At 53.2% G+C, this 19,341-nt stretch carries 22 protein-coding genes and 1 other RNA gene; 13 read left to right on the top strand and 10 right to left on the bottom strand.

What is annotated here, in order from left to right; all coding sequences use genetic code 11:
- Positions 1 to 784: 784 nt before the first annotated feature.
- Complete coding sequence (locus tag IM271_RS02685; RefSeq protein WP_028014145.1) at positions 785 to 1,141, bottom strand: hypothetical protein; 357 nt, start codon at positions 1,139 to 1,141, stop codon at positions 785 to 787.
- Positions 1,142 to 1,557: 416 nt separating this feature from the next.
- Positions 1,558 to 2,460 carry a LysR family transcriptional regulator gene (locus tag IM271_RS02680; protein ID WP_028014144.1) on the bottom strand — a complete coding sequence of 301 codons (903 nt, stop codon included), beginning with the start codon at positions 2,458 to 2,460 and terminating at the stop codon, positions 1,558 to 1,560.
- Between the two features lie 98 nt (positions 2,461 to 2,558).
- Between IM271_RS02680 and IM271_RS02675 the strand changes: the two genes are divergently transcribed.
- The 3 genes from IM271_RS02675 (at position 2,559) to IM271_RS02665 (ending at position 5,250) form a co-directional block, all read left to right on the top strand.
- On the top strand, positions 2,559 to 3,281 hold the full coding sequence (locus tag IM271_RS02675; RefSeq protein ID WP_028014143.1) for an SDR family oxidoreductase: 723 nt from the start codon (positions 2,559 to 2,561) through the stop codon (positions 3,279 to 3,281).
- Between the two features lie 162 nt (positions 3,282 to 3,443).
- Entirely contained in the window at positions 3,444 to 4,220 is a 777-nt protein-coding gene (locus tag IM271_RS02670) for an isocitrate lyase/phosphoenolpyruvate mutase family protein (RefSeq protein WP_193052128.1), read from the top strand.
- Complete coding sequence (locus IM271_RS02665) at positions 4,204 to 5,250, top strand: bifunctional transcriptional activator/DNA repair enzyme AdaA (protein WP_193052127.1); 1,047 nt, start codon at positions 4,204 to 4,206, stop codon at positions 5,248 to 5,250. The genes IM271_RS02670 and IM271_RS02665 overlap by 17 nt, the downstream gene beginning before the upstream one ends.
- Positions 5,251 to 5,391: 141 nt before the next feature.
- Here the strand turns inward: IM271_RS02665 and ssrA are convergent.
- Together ssrA and smpB are read right to left on the bottom strand one after the other, a co-directional pair.
- Positions 5,392 to 5,755, bottom strand: a transfer-messenger RNA (tmRNA) gene (gene ssrA / locus IM271_RS02660).
- 89 nt (positions 5,756 to 5,844) lie between these two features.
- The gene (gene smpB, locus IM271_RS02655) at positions 5,845 to 6,327 is read right to left on the bottom strand and encodes an SsrA-binding protein SmpB (protein WP_008502505.1); all 483 of its coding nucleotides are present in this window, start codon (positions 6,325 to 6,327) and stop codon (positions 5,845 to 5,847) included.
- 156 nt (positions 6,328 to 6,483) lie between these two features.
- On the opposite strand from smpB, the gene IM271_RS02650 reads away from it, so the two are divergent.
- Together IM271_RS02650 and IM271_RS02645 are read left to right on the top strand one after the other, a co-directional pair.
- Positions 6,484 to 6,921 carry a type II toxin-antitoxin system RatA family toxin gene (locus tag IM271_RS02650; RefSeq protein ID WP_008502504.1) on the top strand — a complete coding sequence of 146 codons (438 nt, stop codon included), beginning with the start codon at positions 6,484 to 6,486 and terminating at the stop codon, positions 6,919 to 6,921.
- Positions 6,911 to 7,198, top strand: coding sequence for an RnfH family protein (locus IM271_RS02645; RefSeq protein WP_028028154.1), 288 nt, complete (start codon positions 6,911 to 6,913; stop codon positions 7,196 to 7,198). The genes IM271_RS02650 and IM271_RS02645 overlap by 11 nt, the downstream gene beginning before the upstream one ends.
- A 102-nt stretch (positions 7,199 to 7,300) precedes the next feature.
- Here the strand turns inward: IM271_RS02645 and bamE are convergent, their stop codons facing one another.
- The 3 genes from bamE to nadK all read right to left on the bottom strand — a co-directional run bounded on the left by bamE (position 7,301) and on the right by nadK (position 10,403).
- Positions 7,301 to 7,639: an outer membrane protein assembly factor BamE gene (gene bamE / locus IM271_RS02640; RefSeq protein WP_028014132.1), complete on the bottom strand. Its 339-nt coding sequence runs from the start codon at positions 7,637 to 7,639 to the stop codon at positions 7,301 to 7,303.
- A 138-nt stretch (positions 7,640 to 7,777) separates the two neighbouring features.
- Positions 7,778 to 9,439 carry a DNA repair protein RecN gene (recN, locus tag IM271_RS02635; RefSeq protein WP_048957964.1) on the bottom strand — a complete coding sequence of 554 codons (1,662 nt, stop codon included), beginning with the start codon at positions 9,437 to 9,439 and terminating at the stop codon, positions 7,778 to 7,780.
- A gap of 85 nt (positions 9,440 to 9,524) precedes the next feature.
- Complete coding sequence (gene nadK / locus IM271_RS02630; protein WP_008502500.1) at positions 9,525 to 10,403, bottom strand: NAD(+) kinase; 879 nt, start codon at positions 10,401 to 10,403, stop codon at positions 9,525 to 9,527.
- Between the two features lie 122 nt (positions 10,404 to 10,525).
- Between nadK and grpE the strand changes: the two genes are divergently transcribed.
- Complete coding sequence (gene grpE, locus IM271_RS02625; protein ID WP_032644906.1) at positions 10,526 to 11,119, top strand: nucleotide exchange factor GrpE; 594 nt, start codon at positions 10,526 to 10,528, stop codon at positions 11,117 to 11,119.
- 51 nt (positions 11,120 to 11,170) lie between these two features.
- Here the strand turns inward: grpE and IM271_RS02620 are convergent, their stop codons facing one another.
- Both IM271_RS02620 and IM271_RS02615 read right to left on the bottom strand, forming a co-directional pair.
- A complete protein-coding gene (locus tag IM271_RS02620; RefSeq protein ID WP_032644905.1) occupies positions 11,171 to 12,457 on the bottom strand; it encodes an HlyC/CorC family transporter in 1,287 nt (428 codons plus the stop codon).
- Positions 12,458 to 12,476: 19 nt separating this feature from the next.
- The gene (locus IM271_RS02615; RefSeq protein WP_032645009.1) at positions 12,477 to 13,268 is read right to left on the bottom strand and encodes an inner membrane protein YpjD; all 792 of its coding nucleotides are present in this window, start codon (positions 13,266 to 13,268) and stop codon (positions 12,477 to 12,479) included.
- Positions 13,269 to 13,434: 166 nt separating this feature from the next.
- On the opposite strand from IM271_RS02615, the gene ffh reads away from it, so the two are divergent.
- The 7 genes from ffh to IM271_RS02580 all read left to right on the top strand — a co-directional run bounded on the left by ffh (position 13,435) and on the right by IM271_RS02580 (position 18,853).
- Positions 13,435 to 14,796: a signal recognition particle protein gene (gene ffh / locus IM271_RS02610; RefSeq protein WP_003863132.1), complete on the top strand. Its 1,362-nt coding sequence runs from the start codon at positions 13,435 to 13,437 to the stop codon at positions 14,794 to 14,796.
- 116 nt (positions 14,797 to 14,912) lie between these two features.
- Positions 14,913 to 15,161, top strand: coding sequence for a 30S ribosomal protein S16 (rpsP, locus tag IM271_RS02605; protein ID WP_022649067.1), 249 nt, complete (start codon positions 14,913 to 14,915; stop codon positions 15,159 to 15,161).
- 15 nt (positions 15,162 to 15,176) lie between these two features.
- Positions 15,177 to 15,716 (top strand): ribosome maturation factor RimM, encoded by a 540-nt coding sequence (gene rimM, locus IM271_RS02600; protein ID WP_028014127.1) that lies wholly within the window; start codon positions 15,177 to 15,179, stop codon positions 15,714 to 15,716.
- A gap of 31 nt (positions 15,717 to 15,747) precedes the next feature.
- Positions 15,748 to 16,515 (top strand): tRNA (guanosine(37)-N1)-methyltransferase TrmD, encoded by a 768-nt coding sequence (gene trmD / locus IM271_RS02595; protein ID WP_003863138.1) that lies wholly within the window; start codon positions 15,748 to 15,750, stop codon positions 16,513 to 16,515.
- Between the two features lie 43 nt (positions 16,516 to 16,558).
- Positions 16,559 to 16,906, top strand: a complete 348-nt coding sequence (rplS, locus tag IM271_RS02590) for a 50S ribosomal protein L19 (protein ID WP_002914145.1) — start codon at positions 16,559 to 16,561, stop codon at positions 16,904 to 16,906.
- A 132-nt stretch (positions 16,907 to 17,038) separates the two neighbouring features.
- The gene (locus IM271_RS02585) at positions 17,039 to 17,443 is read left to right on the top strand and encodes a DUF2946 domain-containing protein (RefSeq protein WP_045260864.1); all 405 of its coding nucleotides are present in this window, start codon (positions 17,039 to 17,041) and stop codon (positions 17,441 to 17,443) included.
- Positions 17,444 to 17,482: 39 nt separating this feature from the next.
- Positions 17,483 to 18,853 (top strand): PepSY domain-containing protein, encoded by a 1,371-nt coding sequence (locus IM271_RS02580; protein WP_192971724.1) that lies wholly within the window; start codon positions 17,483 to 17,485, stop codon positions 18,851 to 18,853.
- Positions 18,854 to 18,855: 2 nt separating this feature from the next.
- On the opposite strand, the gene IM271_RS02575 is transcribed toward IM271_RS02580, so the two are convergent.
- Positions 18,856 to 19,341 carry an OmpA family protein gene (locus IM271_RS02575; protein ID WP_045260862.1) on the bottom strand — a complete coding sequence of 162 codons (486 nt, stop codon included), beginning with the start codon at positions 19,339 to 19,341 and terminating at the stop codon, positions 18,856 to 18,858.

Below are 19,341 nucleotides of genomic sequence, written 5' to 3'. Positions count from 1 at the left end.
GAGCAAGACGAGCCATCTCTGGAGAAGGTAAAGGGCGCCCCCGGCGGAGTTACTGTTTTTTAAACAGCACTCACCGTCTTTTTTAGAGCGAACGATGCCCGCCAGGATTCAGAGTGGCAACATCAGAGCGAATGTAATTACTTACGAGTCAGAATGTTTGCTATGCGTATTTTGTGCCTTATAAAACCCTGTAATTAATAGAGGATTTGGTTTTGAGGATATAAAAATGATATAGCCAGAAAACGGTGAATGTGCAAATTAAGCTTTCGTAAATAAAGAGGTAGGTCGTAAAGATGTCATTAATTTATTAATGGGGTTTATGTATTTGTTTTATTAATTGGTTGTTTTTTTGGATTTTTTCTGATTGCAGCATGCTTTTTTATTTATGTTTTAGATGTAGTTTAATAATTGGTAGTGACGTTTTTGAATGCAATTAAAAATGTTATTATTTAAAGCTGCTTAATCATGGTTTAAGTTAGGATAACATTTTTGATGTAGGATATATTATATTAATAGGGATTTAAAATATATTCTTATGTGGTATTGGAATTATGCTACTGCGAGCAGGAAATATAATAACCTGCTGTATTTTCAATACGGTCATTCATTTACCTGATACTGAGGGCGAAAAAAATGACCGCAGGGATGTGCATCCGGACATTTGCATCAATCCTATCTGTCGTCATAAGGCGGCGAACAAAAAGGGGCAGATATACACGACGTATCGCTTTTATTCGAAGCAATAAAAAAGGCCGCTAACGCGGCCCTGAGGTGACTGTGTCGGTTATTCAGTGACTTTCTTTTCCAGCTCGCTGGCACCTTCTTTAGTTTTGTTCCAGCCTTTCTCTGCGCCTTCTTTAGTGGCATCCCACCCCTTCTCGGTGCCTTCTTTGGTTTTATGCCAGGCTTTCTGGGAATCTTCGCTGACTTTGCTGCCAAAGCTTTCGCTTTTACCTTCCGCAGCATGCTGCTGTTTCAGCTTCAGCTCTTCGCCTTTGTTCTGCTCTTCGTGCAGTTTTTGCTTCGCTTCGTTGGCGTTTGCGTTCGCCGCAGCGACGGTATCGTCAGTTGCATGTGTGGTCGCAGCAAATACTGGGGAAGCCAGCAGAACGGCAGATAATGCGATAATTGTTTTTTTCATAATATCCTCATTTAACGTTATCGGTTATGAGCGTGATTCAGCATGGCACAGACGAAGCGGGGTGGCTTTAGGAAAAAACTGTAATGAGATCAAAGTACCCAGGTAAGCGCCCCCTTGCTTGAGGATCACCCGAAGGATAAAAAACCTATTTCTATGAGGGCTGCAAGGGTCAGCAGAATAAAGAAAATAACGACCATGGGTCTGTACATTTTAAGGCTCCATCCTTGTGTGATGTCTTGTCCAGCGTACGAGATACATCGTTAAGCCATCCCCGGCACGACATATCCCCTGAGTGAATTGTGTCCGTTTTTACTTTTCCATGGGGGGAGGGCGGTGTCGTTGATGTTTATCAAAGGGCAGCGGCAGGGTAAGGAAAATCTGCATGAAAGTTACTGGCCTTGTTAGCGTTGAACGCTTTACGTTGCCGCTGGCTCTCGCCACTGGCGGACGTGCTCGATCAGGGCTCTTAGCTTGGGCGCCATATTGTGACGCTGGGGGAAATAGAGATAAAAGCCTGGAAAAGACGGAAGAAACGCATCCAGCAGGGCAACAAGCTGCCCCGTTTCAATATACGGAGTGAATGTATCCTCCGTGGCTAAGGTTATGCCGCCGCCGGCCAGTGCCAGGCTGAGCATAAGGCGCAGATCGTTTGTGGTGATCTGCGGTTCAATCGCCACATCGAAAGGAACGCCCGCCTCCTCAAATTCCCAGCGATAGGGGGCAACGTCCGGGGCTGGGCGCCAGCCGATACACCGGTGAGCCACCAGCTCGCGGGGGTGCTCAGGTACGCCGTGAGTCGCCAGATAGGACGGTGAAGCCACCACCCTCTCACGCTGCTGACCCGTAAGGGGAACGGCGATCATGTCTTTTTCAATAACTTCACCCAGCCTTACCCCGGCGTCATAGCCCGCCGCCACGATATCGAACTCCTCGTCCGACACGAAGATATCAAGCGATACCGCAGGATGTGCAGCCGCAAACGAAGCGAGCAGCGGGCCAGAGAGAAACGCTTCCGCGATTGAGGTGACCGCGATTCTGAGCTGACCGCGCGGTGTGCTGTCCGACGCGACGTCTTCAAATGCCGCTTCAATATTGGCGATGGGAGCCTGCAACGATTTACGCAGCCGTTCCCCTGCTTCAGTGAGGCTTACCGAGCGCGTGGTGCGCATCACCAACAGGGTTTGAAAACCATCTTCAAGACGCCTAATCCCCTGACTGACAGCGGAGCGGGTTATGCCCAGCCGCGCGGCGGCAGCGCTAAAGCTGCGCTCCTCGGCGACCGCCAGAAAAACAGGTAACAGATTGAGATCGATTTTCATTGTTTAACATTGCTAATCAGTGAGTCCAGTAAATGCAGGATACAAGAAACAATGGTGAGTATCTATTATCACGTTGAACTCAACGTAAGGAGCAAAACATGAACAAAGTTATCTTAATTACCGGTGCATCAAGCGGTATCGGAGAAGGTATTGCCAGAGAGTTAGGCAAGGCAGGCGCGAACGTTTTCCTGGGCGCTCGCAGGCTGGATCGCATCAACGCCCTGGCTGCTGAAATCCGCAGTGCAGGGGGGGAAGCAGAGGCCGCAGTCTTAGACGTTACCCGCCGCCAGTCGATGGCTGACTTCGTACAGGCAGCGCGTGAAAAGTGGGGCCGCATTGACGTGCTGATTAACAACGCAGGCATCATGCCTCTTTCTCCGCTTTCGGCAGGCAAGCAGGATGAGTGGGAGCGCACCATTGACGTGAATATCAAGGGCGTGCTGTGGGGGATAGGCGCCGTTCTGCCGATTATGGAAGCCCAGGGCTCGGGACAAATCATTAATATCGGCTCGATTGGTGCCTTGTCCGTGGTGCCCACGGCTGCCGTCTACTGTGCGACCAAATTCGCCGTACGGGCGATTTCGGATGGTTTACGTCAGGAAAGTTCGAACATCCGCGTGACCTGCGTTAACCCTGGGGTAGTGGAAAGCGAACTGGCCTCGACCATTACGCACCCGGAAACCATGGCGGCGATGGACGCGTACCGTGCTATTGCCCTCAAACCTGCTGATATCGCCCGCGCTGTGCGCCACATCATCGAGGCGCCTGAGAGTGTCGATACAACAGAAATTACGATCAGACCGACGGCATCTGCGAACTAACTTGCGGATGAAAAAATGCAGGTTAGCGCAGCTGGTTGACAACAGATCTGACTGGTCTGCGAATCCAGACTACGTTTGCTAAAAAATGGTCGTCTGAATTTCGGTTGTGACGTTCATACTGAATGCTTAGATTCATTTTCAATCTATTGAGAGGAAATGAATATGAATTTTGCAGAACTCCACAACCAGGATCAGCCCCTGCTTATCGCTAACGTTTGGGACGCCGCCAGTGCTGTCGCAGCGCAAGAAGCAGGCTATCAGGCACTGGGAACGTCCAGTGCAGCAATAGCGTCCATGCTGGGATATGAAGACGGGCAGGGAATGCCGTTTGATGCGTTATTTTATGTGGTTACCCGTATCCGGGCTGTCAGCAGCCTGCCATTGAGCGTTGACATGGAAGCAGGATATGGTGATTCAGCCGAAGAGATAGTCGCTAATCTCAGGCGCCTTGCTCAGACAGGCGTAGCAGGCGTTAACCTTGAAGACAGCAGAGTCATTAATGGTAAGCGTCAACTTGACGATATCTCTGATTTTTCCCGTAATCTGAGAACAGTATGCAATGCGCTGAGAAGCGAAAACTGTAGCCTGTTTCTGAACATTCGGACTGACACTTACCTGCTCGGGCATGATGACGCATTGCAGGAGACGATATTACGGGGTCAGAGCTATAAAGCTGCAGGTGCTGATGGCCTTTTTGTTCCCTGTCTGACGTCAGAGAAAGACATCAGCCTCATTGCAGAGGCAACGGGCCTGCCTCTGAACGTCATGTGTATGCCCGATCTTCCGTCGTTCGACAGGCTGAAACGGGCCGGGGTAAACCGCATTTCAATGGGCAATTTTGTTCATTCAGCCATGCAGTCAACGCTGAGTGATGTAATGCATGCGATTCGAGCTCGTCAGACCTTTGCAGGACTTTTTAGCGATGAAAATAACCGATAAGAATTTGTGTGATATTTGGTATCAGGCATTACTCGAACGAGATTCAGAATATACCGGCGTATTTTTTGTTGGCGTCAAAACTACTGGCGTATTCTGCATTTCGGTATGCCGGGCGCGAAAGCCCAGGCGCGAAAATGTTGAATTTTATAAAGATGCCAAATCCGCCCTGGCGGATGGCTTTCGTCCCTGTAAGGTCTGCAGACCCGCTGAAAATGCGCACAGTGCGCCATTATATGTTGAACAAGCGCTTGCGCTTGTCAGGCGCGATATTAAATCCCGTGTGGCTGACGCGCAGCTTCGCCAGCACGGAATCAGTCCGGAGCGGGTACGACGCTGGTTCCTGCAACATCACGGCATCACTTTTCAGGCTTTCCAGCGAATGCAGCGGGTGAACGTTGCCCTGCAGGAGCTTAAAAGCGGACGAGCGGCTACTGACGTTGCGCTGGACAATGGCTATGAATCCCTGAGCGGGTTTGGTTACATCTACAAGCGGCTTACTGGCGCAGCGCCGACTCAGGCAACCGAGGTGATTGTCATTCATCGGTTTACCACTACGCTTGGGCCTATGTTTGTCTGCGCGACTGAGCGGGGAGTCTGTCTGCTGGAGTTTACCGATCGCCGGATGTTAGAAACGGAATTCCGCGATATCCAGCGTTTATTTAACGCCAGAATTGTCACCGGAGAAAACAGCCATACCCGGCAGACAGTAAAAGAAATCAGCGAGTATTTTGCCGGAACTCGCCGACAGTTTGAGCTCTCTGTGGATGCCCCGGGCAGCGATTTTCAGCAATCCGTCTGGCATGAGTTGCGTGCAGTTCCCTATGGACAGACTTCGCACTATCAGGCCATTTCGCTAGGGATGAATAAGCCCAATGCTGTGCGCGCCGTCGCTGCAGCTAATGGTGCAAACCGGATTGCGATTGTGATCCCTTGTCACAGGATAATTGGCAAAGATGGAAAGATGACGGGTTACGGCGGCGGTATTTCGCGCAAAGAATGGCTCATTGAGCATGAGCGAAACAATGTTTGATGGCGTAATGTTCCATTGTTGCCGGAATATTTTAAGAACTTCGCGGGATAAAATGCAGAAACAAAAAAGCCCGCAGGGCTTGCGCCGTGCGGGCTCTTAGGACTTCATCGGATGACTCTGGTAATCACCGATGGAGAATTTTGGTGGAGCTGGCGGGAGTTGAACCCGCGTCCGAAATTTCTACATCCTCGGTACTACATGCTTAGTTTGTCTTTACATTCGCACGCCAGCTGCGGACAGACACGCCACTAACGAACTAGCCTGATTAGTTTTAACGCTTCAACCCCAGGCAGGGCTTCCACGCGATCTCTTTTGGGTTTGACCTCTCTTTGATCCCCGTCTTAAGAGCGGAAGCTAGGGAGAGAGGGCTCAGAGCAGGTTATTAAGCTGCTAAAGCGTAGTTTTCGTCGTTTGCGACTATTTTTTTGCGGCTTTTAACGAGGCAAACCGCCCCTCGGCATGCACCTTGGGTTTCGCAAATCCCGTCGAATCCAGAATCAGCCCCAATAGTGTTGAACTAAGTATACCAGATTTCACTTCCTGGATACCAGCCCGGAACGCTAACTTATTGAATAGTACAATAAGTGTGCAGAATCAACGTCCTGCGTTTTTCATGATGCGCGCTTTATCCAACTGCCACTCGCGTTCTTTCAGGTCAGTACGTTTGTCGTGCTGTTTTTTACCTTTCGCGACACCAACTTTCACTTTGCACCAGGCATTTTTCCAGTACAACGACAGAGCGACCACGGTGAAACCTTCACGGTTGATGCGTCCGTAGAGGGATTCCAGCTCACGCTTGTTCAGCAGCAGCTTACGGGTGCGCGTTGGGTCACATACGTAGTGCGACGAGGCGACGGTCAGCGGCGTAAAGTTCGCGCCGAACAGGAAGGCTTCGCCATCTTTAAGGATCACGTAGCTGTCGCCGATGTTAGCTTTCCCGGCGCGCAGCGATTTTACTTCCCAGCCCTGCAACGCAAGGCCAGCTTCGAATTCTTCTTCAATGAAATACTCGTGGCGAGCACGCTTGTTGAGCGCAATGGTCGCCGAGCCTGGTTTATGTGCTTTTTTCTTCGTCATAAGTGTCGTAAAGCCGTCGGTAATCTGATTTCAAAAAGTCACCTCATTGCGTCCTGTGAGGTCTAACGCGCTATCTTAGCACGAGATGAGGCTTAGCGTTTTTTTAACAGGTGATAAATGTTATTATTTATCCGTTGTGTGACCATGGAAAATGCTATGCCTCAGATTAGCCGTACTGCGCTCGTTCCTTACAGCGCGGAACAAATGTACCAGTTAGTGAACGATGTTCAGTCTTATCCAGAGTTTATCCCGGGATGTACCGGGAGCCGCGTTCTGGAGTCTGGCCCGACGCAGATGACTGCGGCGGTGGATGTCTCCAAAGCGGGGATCAGCAAGACGTTCACCACCCGCAATACGCTGACTAACAATCAGAGTATTTTGATGCATCTGGTGGATGGTCCATTTAAAACCCTGATGGGTGGCTGGAAGTTTACGCCACTGAGCGCTGACGCCTGCCGCATTGAGTTCCATCTGGACTTTGAGTTCACCAATAAGCTAATTGAGCTGGCGTTTGGCCGCATCTTTAAAGAGCTGGCGTCAAATATGGTTCAGGCGTTTACCACCCGCGCCAAAGAGGTTTACAGTGTCGCATAAGATTGCTGTAGAGGTGGTCTACGCGCTGCCGGAGAAGCAGTACTTACAGCGCGTGACGCTGGAAGAGGGGGCGACCGTTGAGGCGGCTATCCGCGCGTCCGGCATCCTTGAGCTTCGCAGAGATATCGACCTGGCGAAGAACAAGGTCGGGATTTACAGCCGTCCGGTGAAGCTGGGCGACGTGTTGAAAGAGGGCGATCGGGTGGAGATTTATCGTCCTCTGATTGCCGACCCGAAAGAGCTGCGTCGCCAGCGCGCGGAGAAGTCTGCTAAGTAGCGTGTTTCCCCCTCACCCTGTCTCTCTTCCCAAAGGGGGGAAGGGATAAAGAAAAACAAAAAAGGTGCTCGTTGAGCACCTTTTTGCATTTCTGGCTTCTGATTATTTTGTCAGGGCAGGTTTGTTGTCGATGTTGGTCAACACACCGGCGCTGCTGAAGGTCAACGTCAGGGTCTGCTGGGTCACGCTTTCGTGGCCTGGCTGCTGACGGAATACATAGAACCAGGTGTTAGTGCCGAACGGATCGGTCATCATCGGGGTTCCCAGTGCATAAGCGACCTGCTGTTGTGTCATCCCCACGCGGATTTTGGACACATCGTTAGGGGTAAGGTAGTTCCCCTGGTTGATGTCAGGACGGTAAACCACTTTCTCCAGAGTGGAACAGCCTGCGGTCAACATCAGAAGAACCGCTGCGGCAGCGGTCAGCATTTTACAACGCATAGTGATTTGATTCCTTTTCGGGCCCGAGCAGAACGCGGCTCATATGTAATATGCCGATGATAATAGACCTTGCCCCACTTTGAAACCGGTCTGGCGGCGTTTTTGTTGTTCTGTATGACCCTGAGATCCCGAAAAAGTTTATGCCGCCAGCAGTTCTTTCGCGTTCGCGAGCGTATTACGCGTGACTTCACTGCCGCCGAGCAGTCGTGCCAGCTCCTGCAGACGCGCGCGTTTATCCAGCGGCTTCATGTGCGTTTCGGTCATTTCGCCGTCGGTTTCTTTACTGACAATAAAGTGATGATGACCACATCCCGCGACCTGCGGCAGGTGGGTGACACACATCACCTGCGTTGATTCACCTAGCTGGCGCAGCAGTTTACCCACCACTGCCGCCGTTGGGCCGCTGATGCCGACATCCACTTCATCGAAAATCAGCGCCGGGGTTTCCATTTTACGCGCGGTAATCACCTGAATCGCCAGTGCAATACGCGACAGTTCACCGCCTGATGCCACTTTGGAGATTGCCTGCAGCGGCTGCCCCGGGTTGGTGGTGACGCGGAACTCGATGCGATCCGCCCCTTCTGCCGTCAGGTGGTTCTCTTCAAAACGGACATCAATGGTGAATACACCGTGCGGCATCGCCAGCGTGTGCATGCTGTCGGTGATGTGCTGGCTTAGCTCCTGAGCGTAATGTTGACGGATCTCATGCAGTTTTTTCGCCGTGGTCAGCGCCTGCTGATGATGCAGGTTCACGGCCAGAGAGAGGGTTTCCTGCGAATCCGCCTGATCGTCAAGCTGCTGCTGTTCTTCGAGCAGAGACTGATAATAGCCTGGTAGTTCTTCCGGCGTGACATGGTGCTTGCGCGCCAGTGAAATCTGACGAGAAAGGCGCTGCTCCAGCTCAAACAGGCGGTTCGGGTCGAGGTCCAGCCGTTCACAATAATGACGCAGTTCGTCACTGGCTTCTGAGATTTGAATCGCGGCCTCTTCCAGCATATCCAGTACGCCAGAAAGTTTACTGTCCATGCCGGCCAGTTCGGTGACCAGTTGACGGACATTGTACAGCTGGCTCTGCAGGTTAACGTCTTCGCCATCTGCCAGCATGTTGAGGGCATTCTGGCTGGTTGAGAGCAGGTGGCCGCTGTTGGCGAGGCGCTTGTACTCTTCGTCAATTTGTTCAAACTCACCCGCCTGCGGGTTGAATTCGTTCAGCTCTTTAAGCTGGTACGCCAGCAGCTCCGCACGCGCGGCGCGCTCCTGGCTTTGCTGCTGGTGCTGGGCGAGCTCGCGGCAGCTCTGATGCCACTGGCGGTAGTGCTCCGCCATAAGTTGAGTAAGCGCGTACTCACCCGCATAGCCATCAAGCAGGGCTTTCTGCTGTTCTGGTTTGACGAGTTGCTGATGCGCGTGCTGACCGTGGATCTGGATAAGCAGCTGGCCGAGTTCGCGGAGCTGGGAGAGCGGGACTGCCGTGCCGTTGATAAAGCCACGGGAGCGCCCGTCGCTGCTGATCACGCGGCGAAGTAAACACTCACGTCCATCTTCGAGCTGATTTTGTTCCAGCCAGCGCAGGGCAGCAGGGGTATCTTTCAGGGAGAAACGTGCGCAAAGATCGGCACGGTTTGCGCCCATGCGCACCATGTCGCCCTCTGCACGGCCGCCAAGGCACAAGCCGAGGGCATCAATGGCAATGGATTTACCCGCACCGGTTTCGCCGGTGATCGCCGTCATGCCGCTGTGGAAATCGATCTCAAGCTCACGAACAATGGCAAAGTTGCTGATGGTCAGTTGTGCCAGCATAAATGTTTTCCTGTATGAAAAACCATAACTGTGTTTCCATACAGTATAAACTGGTTTTTTATACAGTAAAGTACTGGATGCAAAATCAGAACAATTTTTTTGACCAGCCAAGCTTCGAGCTTAATGTGTTGAAATAGCTGTAATCTTTCGGGTGAATCAAGTTCAGGTGGTAATCACACCGGCGAATAAGAACATCTTCACCTTCCTGGATTGGCAGCGCGATCTGGCTGTCGCAGCTGATCTCCAGGTCGTTACGGCGGTGCGAGAAGCGCAGACGTATCGTGCTGTCGCCGTTAATCACCAGCGGGCGCGCGGAGAGCGTGTGCGGGAACATCGGCACTAGCGTAATAGCATCCAGAGAGGGCGTCAGGATCGGGCCGCCCGCAGAAAGCGAGTAGGCGGTTGAGCCGGTCGGAGTGGAGATAATCAACCCGTCAGAACGCTGGGAGAAGGCAAAGATTTCGTCGATATAAACTTCGAACTCAATCATGTGTGCCACTTTGCCTGGATGAAGCACCACCTCGTTAATCGCGGTGCTGATGCGCTTCTGACAGTCCTGTTGGCACACCTGCGCTTCCAGTAAAAAGCGTTTTTCGCTGATATAATGACCTTCCAGCACGTCGGCCAGCTGTTGCTGCGCGTTGTCCGGGTCGAGGTCGGTTAAAAAGCCGAGATTGCCGCGGTTGATACCGATGACCTTGATGTCATAACGCGCCAGCGTGCGTGCCGCGCCGAGCATGTTGCCATCGCCGCCCACCACCACGGCGAGATCGGCCTGTTGGCCAATTTCCGCCAGCGTGCCGGTTTTGACGCTCTTCAACTGCAGTTCCTGCGCAATTTGCTGCTCGACCATCACTTCATAGCCTTTGCTACACAACCAGCGATACAACATTTCATGTGTCGTCAATGCGGTAGGGTGACGCGGATGCCCGACGATCCCAATACACCTGAAATGATTATTCATTTTCTGGAGGTCCTTGTGCCTGATGAATGATGACAATCTCTCTTGTTCCCTTGAATCCAGGAAACTGATCCCCATAATAAGCGAAGTTAGCGAGATGAATGCAGAAAAACGCGGAGAAATTCATGAGTAGTAAAGAACAGAAAACGCCTGAGGGGCAAGCCCCTGAAGAAATTATCACGGAACAGCACGATGAAGTTGAGGCTGTAGAGCCAGACGCATCTGCTGAGCAGGTGGACCCGCGCGATGAAAAAATTGCGAATCTGGAAGCCCAACTGGTAGAAGCACAGAATCGCGAACGCGACACCGTTCTGCGCATCAAGGCGGAAATGGAAAACCTGCGTCGTCGCACCGAGCAGGACGTTGAGAAGGCGCATAAATTTGCGCTGGAGAAATTCGTCAACGAACTGCTGCCGGTGATCGATAGCCTCGACCGCGCGCTGGAAGTGGCTGACAAAGCGAATCCGGACAACGCGGCGATGATCGAAGGTATCGAACTGACGCTGAAATCCATGCTCGACGTCGTGCGTAAGTTTGGCGTGGAAGTGATTGCGGATACCGATGTGCCGCTGGATCCAAACGTTCACCAGGCCATTGCGATGGTGGAATCTGAAGAGATTGAAGCCGGTAAAGTGCTGGGCGTGATGCAGAAAGGTTACACCCTGAACGGCCGTACCATTCGCGCTGCGATGGTGACCGTGGCGAAAGCGAAAGCGTAATTTGCTACCTGTAGTACCGGGTGGCGGCATTCGCCTTACCCGGCCTACGTTTTATTCGGCAATACTTTCCCGAAGTGGCGTAACGGGCAGCACCTTCACCTGCTTTATCATATTGTCCTGCACGTCCAGGATATCAATATCGTACTGCTCAATGCGCACCCGCGTGCCCGCCGCTGGGATCTCTTCAAGCGCTTCCAGAATCATCCCGTTCATGGTACGAGCTTCATCTTCCGGCAAATGCCAGTTAAAGGCTTTGTTGAGTTCACGGATGTTCGCGCTACCGTCAATCAGCACCGAACCGTCGTTCTGCGGAGTCACTTCCTCCGCGAGGGAAGGCGACATTGAGGTGGTAAAGTCTCCGACAATCTCTTCCAGAATATCTTCGACCGTCACCAGGCCCTGAATATCGCCGTACTCGTTGACCACCAGGCCGACTTTTTTCTTGTTGCGCTGGAATTTAACCAGCTGCGTGCTGAGCGGCGTACCTTCCGGCACGTAGTAAATCTCGTCCGCGGCGCGCAGCATCACCTCTTTGGTGAACTCTTTTTTCTCGGTCATCAGACGGTAGGCTTCGCGCACGCGCAGCATGCTGATGGCGTCATCCAGCGAATCGCGATAGAGCACGATGCGCCCATGCGGAGAGTGCGTCAGCTGGCGGACAATGGCTTTCCAGTCGTCGTTGATGTCGATACCGACGATCTCGTTGCGCGGCACCATGATGTCGTTCACGCTCACTTTTTCCAGATCCAGCACCGACAGGAGCATATCCTGATTGCGCCGGGAGATCTGCGAGCGGGATTCGTTCACGATGGTGCGCAGCTCTTCTTTGCTGAGCGCGCTGCTGATAGTGACGTCGGCTTTGATCCCCACCATCCGCATTAAAACGCGCGTGACCATGTTCAGCAGCCAGACCAGCGGCATCATCAGGATCTGCAGCGGCGCCAGCAGGAAGCTGCTCGGGTAGGCCACCTTTTCCGGGTAAAGCGCGGCGATGGTTTTTGGCAGTACTTCGGCAAACACCAGCACCACAAACGTCAGCACGCCGGTGGCAATCGCGACCCCGGCATTGCCGTACAGGCGCATCCCAACGATGGTGCCGAGGGCTGAGGCCAGAATATTGACAAGGTTGTTGCCGATAAGTACCAGGCTGATCAGCCGATCCGGCTTGCGGAGCAGTTTTTCAACGCGGCGGGCGGCACGGTTACCCTGTTTAGCACGATGACGCAACCGGTAACGGTTTAAGGTCATCATGCCGGTTTCCGAGCCGGAGAAATAGGCGGAAATGACCACCATGACGATCAGGATAACGATCAGCGTGGTGGTAGAGATGTGTTCCAGGGGGAACTCCTTTTATAACTTAGCCAGCAAATTGCTGTATGAAGCGGCTGCCAAAATAGGCAAGGGTGAGAATGCCCGCACCCGCGACGTTGAACCAGACGACGCGACGTCCGCGCCAGCCTTCATGATAATGGCCCCACAACAGGACAATATAGACAAACCACGCGATGATGGAGAGCACTGCTTTATCGATATTCTCCACGCTGAACAGGTTCTTCATGTAAAACAGGCCGGTGCAGAGCGTGAGCGTCAGCAGCACCACGCCTATCTGGGTGATGTGGAACATCTTACGCTCAATGACCATCAGCGGCGGCATTTCATGGTTGAACGCCAGCTTTTTGTTTTTCAACTGGTAATCAATCCAGGCGAGCTGCATGGCGTAAAGCGCGGCGATGATCAGCGTCGCATAGGCGAACAGTGACAGGCCGATGTGCACCAGCATCCCCGGTGTCGCCTCCAGATGCGTAATGAATTCATTAGGCATAAAGGTGGCTAAAGCCAGATTGATCAGCGCGAAGGTATAGACAATCGGCAGCAGCAGCCAGCCGCGATTTTTAGACGCGACGATGGTCATTACCGTACAGATCATCAGGCTGACCAGCGAGCCGACGTTGAGGACGCTCAGGTTTTGCACGCTGCCGTCGCCGGGAATAATGCGTGATTCCAGCGCAAACGCGTGGCTTATCAGTGCGATGACCGCCGAAAGAATAGCCATGCGCCGCCAGCCGCTGTTTTTTTGCAGCAGTCCGGGAATAATCAGCGCGAGGCTGACAGAGTAGGCAACAAGGGCGATCAGTGCGAAAACAGGCATATAGGCATCGACAGTTGTCTTAATAAGAAAGAGAAGCAGTATAACGTTACGTGACGCCTGCTCCAACCGTTGCATAACAACAAAGGCGCCTTCATGTTATACTCCGGCAAAATTCTGTGTATGTGTCGCTCAATGCGGCCCAACGTTTCTACTCAGGCGAGAGACAATGTTTGATAATTTAACCGATCGTTTGTCGCGCACGCTGCGCAACATCAGCGGCCGCGGACGCCTTACTGAAGAGAACATCAAGGAAACGCTGCGCGAAGTGCGCATGGCGCTGCTGGAAGCAGACGTGGCGTTGCCGGTTGTTCGTGATTTTATCAACCGCGTAAAAGAGAAGGCGGTTGGTCATGAAGTTAACAAGAGCCTGACCCCGGGTCAGGAGTTCGTCAAAATCGTTCGTAACGAATTGGTTTCGGCGATGGGCGAAGAGAACCAGGTGCTTAACCTGGCGGCTCAGCCGCCGGCCGTGGTGCTGATGGCGGGCCTGCAGGGTGCGGGTAAAACCACCAGCGTCGGTAAGCTGGGTAAATTCCTGCGCGAAAAGCACAAGAAGAAAGTGCTGGTGGTCTCTGCGGACGTCTATCGCCCGGCGGCGATCAAGCAGCTGGAAACGCTGGCCGAGCAGGTCGGCGTGGACTTCTTCCCGTCCGACGTTGCCCAGAAGCCTGTCGACATCGTTAACGCCGCGCTGAAAGAAGCGAAGCTGAAATTCTACGACGTGCTGCTGGTGGATACCGCCGGTCGTCTGCACGTTGACGAAGCGATGATGGACGAAATCAAGCAGGTGCACGCTTCTATCAACCCGGTAGAGACCCTGTTTGTCGTTGACGCCATGACCGGTCAGGATGCGGCGAATACCGCGAAAGCGTTTAACGAAGCGCTGCCGTTAACCGGCGTGGTGCTGACCAAAGTCGACGGCGACGCCCGCGGCGGTGCGGCGCTTTCTATTCGTCATATCACCGGTAAGCCGATCAAGTTCCTCGGCGTGGGCGAGAAAACCGAAGCGCTGGAGCCGTTCCACCCGGACCGTATCGCCTCCCGTATCCTCGGCATGGGCGACGTGCTGTCGCTGATCGAAGATATCGAGAGCAAGGTCGACCGCGCGCAGGCTGAAAAGCTCGCCAGCAAGCTGAAAAAAGGCGACGGTTTCGATCTGACCGACTTCCTTGAGCAGCTGCGTCAGATGAAAAACATGGGCGGCATGGCAAGCCTGATGGGCAAACTGCCGGGCATGGGCCAGATCCCTGACAACGTTAAATCCCAGATGGATGACAAAGTGCTGGTGCGTATGGAGGCGATCATTAATTCCATGACGCTGAAAGAACGAGCCAAGCCAGAAATCATCAAAGGTTCCCGTAAGCGCCGTATCGCTGCCGGTTGCGGCATGCAGGTGCAGGACGTTAACCGCCTTCTGAAACAGTTCGACGACATGCAGCGCATGATGAAGAAAATGAAGAAAGGCGGCATGGCGAAGATGATGCGTGGCATGAAAGGCATGATGCCTCCCGGTTTTCCAGGGCGTTAATCGCTTTTGAGATTGCTTTTTGCCCGAAAATGAGTAAAATTTTCGGGCTTTTAATATGACACCCGGGCTCCGTTCCTCGATGGGGCCCGGTTGTTTTATTCACACAAGAGGATGTTATGGTAACTATTCGTTTAGCACGTCACGGCGCTAAAAAGCGTCCGTTCTACCAGGTTGTTGTGACTGACAGCCGTAATGCACGCAACGGTCGCTTTATCGAGCGCGTTGGTTTCTTCAACCCACTGGCCTCTGGCGCAGAAGAAGAAACCCGTCTGGATCTGGATCGTATCGCTCACTGGGTTGGCCAGGGCGCTACTGTTTCCGATCGCGTTGCTACGCTGATCAAAGCAGCAAACAAAGCAGCTTAATCTGTCACGGTGGTCATGATGAGCAATAAAGCACCTGTTGAACCGATCGTATTGGGAAAAATGGGTTCTTGCTACGGTATCCGTGGTTGGCTCAGAGTGTTTTCCTCCACTGAAGACGCTGATAGCATTTTTGATTACCAGCCCTGGTTCATCCAGAAAGCCGGTAAGTGGGAAGAGGTCGAGCTGGAAAGCTGGCGTCACCACAATCAGGACATCATCATCAAGCTGAAAGGCATTGACGATCGTGATGCCGCGAATGCGCTGACTAATTGTGAAATTGTCGTGGATTCGTCGCAGTTGCCACAGCTGGAAGAGGGCGACTACTACTGGAAAGACCTTATGGGTTGCCAGGTAGTCACCACTGAAGGTTACAGCCTGGGGAAAGTCATCGATATGATGGAAACCGGGTCAAATGACGTTCTCGTCATTAAGGCAAACCTGAAAGATGCATTTGGCATCAAGGAGCGGCTGGTCCCGTTCCTCGATGGACAGGTTATCAAGAAAGTCGATCTCGCTACTCAAACCATTGAAGTAGATTGGGATCCTGGTTTTTAAATTCTCCGGATAAACGGTAAAAGACGGCGCTATGTGGATTGGCATAATTAGCCTGTTTCCTGAAATGTTCCGCGCGATTACCGATTACGGGGTAACTGGCCGGGCAGTAAAGAATGGCCTGCTGAGCATCCAGAGCTGGAGTCCGCGTGACTTTACTCATGACCGGCACCGTACCGTGGACGATCGTCCTTACGGCGGCGGACCGGGGATGTTAATGATGGTGCAACCCTTACGGGACGCCATTCACACAGCAAAAGCCGCGGCAGGTGAAGGCGCAAAGGTGATTTATCTGTCACCTCAGGGACGCAAGCTTGATCAAGCGGGCGTGAGCGAACTGGCGACGAATCAAAAGCTGATTCTGGTCTGTGGTCGTTACGAAGGGATAGATGAGCGCGTAATTCAAACCGAGATTGACGAAGAATGGTCTATCGGCGATTACGTTCTCAGCGGTGGTGAGTTACCGGCAATGACGCTGATTGACTCCGTCGCCCGGTTTATTCCGGGGGTACTGGGCCATGAAGCTTCGGCAACGGAAGATTCCTTTGCCGATGGATTGCTGGACTGTCCACACTATACTCGTCCTGAAGTGTTAGAAGGGATGGAAGTACCGGCAGTGTTACTGTCTGGAAACCATGCCGAGATACGTCGCTGGCGTTTGAAGCAGTCGCTGGGCCGAACCTGGCTTAGAAGACCTGAACTTCTGGAAAACCTGGCTCTGACTGAAGAGCAAGCAAAGTTGCTGGCCGAGTTCAAAACTGAACACGCGCACCAGCAGCATGAACATGATGGGAAGGCGTAATACGCTCCCGAATATCAGTTTACCCAGGATAAGAGATTAAATTATGAGCAACATTATTAAGCAACTTGAACAAGAGCAGATGAAGCAGGACGTACCTTCCTTCCGTCCAGGTGACACCGTGGAAGTGAAAGTATGGGTTGTTGAAGGTTCCAAAAAACGTCTGCAGGCATTCGAGGGCGTGGTTATCGCTATTCGTAACCGCGGTCTGCACTCTGCATTCACTGTTCGTAAAATTTCCAACGGCGAAGGCGTTGAGCGTGTCTTCCAGACTCACTCTCCGGTAGTTGACAGCATTGCTGTTAAACGTCGTGGTGCTGTACGTAAAGCTAAACTGTACTACCTGCGTGAGCGTACTGGTAAGTCTGCTCGTATTAAAGAGCGTCTGAACTAAGATTCGCTTAAGCGACATCCTGTTAGAAAGGGCTGGCCGAAAGGCTGGCCCTTTTTTTATCCCATCGCACCTCTCGCATTAACCCTTTCGTCATAAATCATTTACAATGCTTGCCTCTTGAATGGAGGGGACGTGGATAACGTACTGCATCAGCCTAACCGGAAACGCGCAGCGGCATTGACCGCGCTGTTTGCGATCCTGCTGATCGTGGTGGCACCCCTTATCTCCGTCTCGTTGCAGAAAGACCCCATGAGCGCCATGCCGGGCATGCATCATGACATGAGCATGATGTCGATGGACGAGCATCACGGCGATATGCCGCACACGATGCCGGTTGACCATGCGGAGGCGTGCGGCTACTGCGTGCTGTTAGCGCATGTCCCTGGCGTGATGCTCGCGCTGATAGTGCTGCTCAGTATCGTGCTGCAGAGGCTTCGCGTTAAGCCGCCGCGTCAGGCGGTCAGCCACTGGCACTTTTTCCCCTGGCTTTACCCCGATACCCGCGCGCCGCCGCGGCAGTCTGCTTTTTCCCTTTAAAAACTCAATCGATAACTTTTTGCCTTAAAAAGGAAAAGTATGACTACCTGCACTCCGCGCGCGGCATGGGGAAACCTGCTGCGTCGCCTCCATTTCTACGTCGGGCTATTTGTCGGCCCGTTTATCTTCTTCGCCGCGCTGACCGGTACGCTGTACGTGGCGACCCCGCAGCTCGAGAATGCGCTCTACCGGGACGCTCTCCACACGAATTCCGTGGGCGAACCGAAGCCGCTGGCGGAACAAATCGCCACGGCGGAAAAGGCCGTTGGCTCAGATTTGCGTTTGCACGCCGTTCGCCCGGGGCTGGTTGAAGGTGAAACCACCCGCGTGATGTTTGCTGACCCGACGCTGGGGCCCTCGGAAAACCGGGCGATCTTTATCGATCCGGTAAGCCTGGCGGTGCTGGGGGATATGACGGTGTACGGCACCAGCGGGATTTTACCGCTGCGTCAGACCATTGATTATCTGCATACCTCTCTGATGCTGGGCGATATTGGGCGGCTCTATAGCGAACTGGCCGCTTCCTGGATGTGGGTGGCCGCACTGGGAGGGATTGCCCTGTGGTTTTATACCCGACCAAAACGCCGGATTAACAATCGCTTCCAGAACCGCCGTCGGGTGCATGTGACGCTCGGATGGATATTACTGGGGGGCATACTGCTCTTCTCTGCAACCGGCCTGACCTGGTCCCAGTGGGCGGGCGGGAACGTGGATAAGCTGCGTGCAGAGATGAACTGGCTCACCCCGCAGGTGAACACGACGCTATCCGGCCAACATGAGGTCGTGGATGAACATGCCGAACACCGTGGCCATCACGGCGGAATGGTGATGCCGGAAATGGCGATGGATCTGACGCGGTTTGACGGCGTGTTGAGCGCGGCGCGTAAAGCGGGGATTGATGCCAACAGGCTGGAGATCCGCCCGGCGAAAACAATGGATCGCGCATGGACAGTGACGGAGATCGACCGCAGCTGGCCGACTCAGGTGGACGCCGTTGCGGTTGATCCCGGTACGATGCAGATCCTCGACAGAACCCGATTCGAGGATTTCCCGCTCATGGCAAAACTGACCCGCTGGGGCGTGGATTTCCATATGGGGATCTTATTCGGGCTGGTGAATCAGCTGCTGCTCGTTGCTTTCGGCCTTGCCCTGTGCGTGCTTATCATCTGGGGATACCGGATGTGGTGGATGCGTCGTCCGGCACAGTCGGCAATGAATCCGGTGCAGACGCTTACTCAGAGCTGGCTGGCGCTGTCAGGGTGGGGAAGAGGTGTTACCGTGGTCATCAGCGCACTGCTGGGGCTGGCTTTGCCGGTGATGGGCGTGAGTCTGGCGCTGTTTGTTCTGATTGACTGGCTGCGCTGGCGAGCGGCAACAGGCGTGTCGCTCACCGAATCATCCGCTAAATAATCCTATGGCGCGCTGATAACCACTGACACCCGGCGGTTTTCAGCGCGCCCTTGTGCAGTGCTGTTGCTCGCAATCGGATATTTTTGGCCTAATCCCCGGGTGGAGAGATTGCTGCGCGGGATATTCGCGCCTTTCGCCCAGGCGTCGGCCACGGCATTGGCGCGTTTTAACGACAGGGCTTCGTTGTAGCTTGCTTCACCGTAATTATCGGTATGACCGTCCATTCGCGCGTGATTCAGGCCAGTTTTCGCCAGACGAGAGGCCATGGACTGGATCTGTGTTTCACTTTCCGGACGCAGTCTGGCGTCATTCTTATCAAAGAGGATGGTGTCCGACATACCAAGCGACCAGTCGCCGTTCAGTTCGTTAAAACCGTATGACTTCATCGCCGCGATTTGCTCAGGAGTAAATTTGCCCTGGGGCGGCGATTGACAGCCTGCCAGAACCAGTGAGGCCATAACTAACGGCGCGAAGTAACGTTTTAACAT

Source organism: Enterobacter cloacae complex sp. I3 (genome assembly GCF_014896175.1).
Taxonomy (GTDB): domain Bacteria; phylum Pseudomonadota; class Gammaproteobacteria; order Enterobacterales; family Enterobacteriaceae; genus Enterobacter; species Enterobacter bugandensis.
The sequence above is the reverse complement of the archived record's forward strand: the minus strand, read 5'-3'. Positions and strand labels throughout refer to the sequence as shown.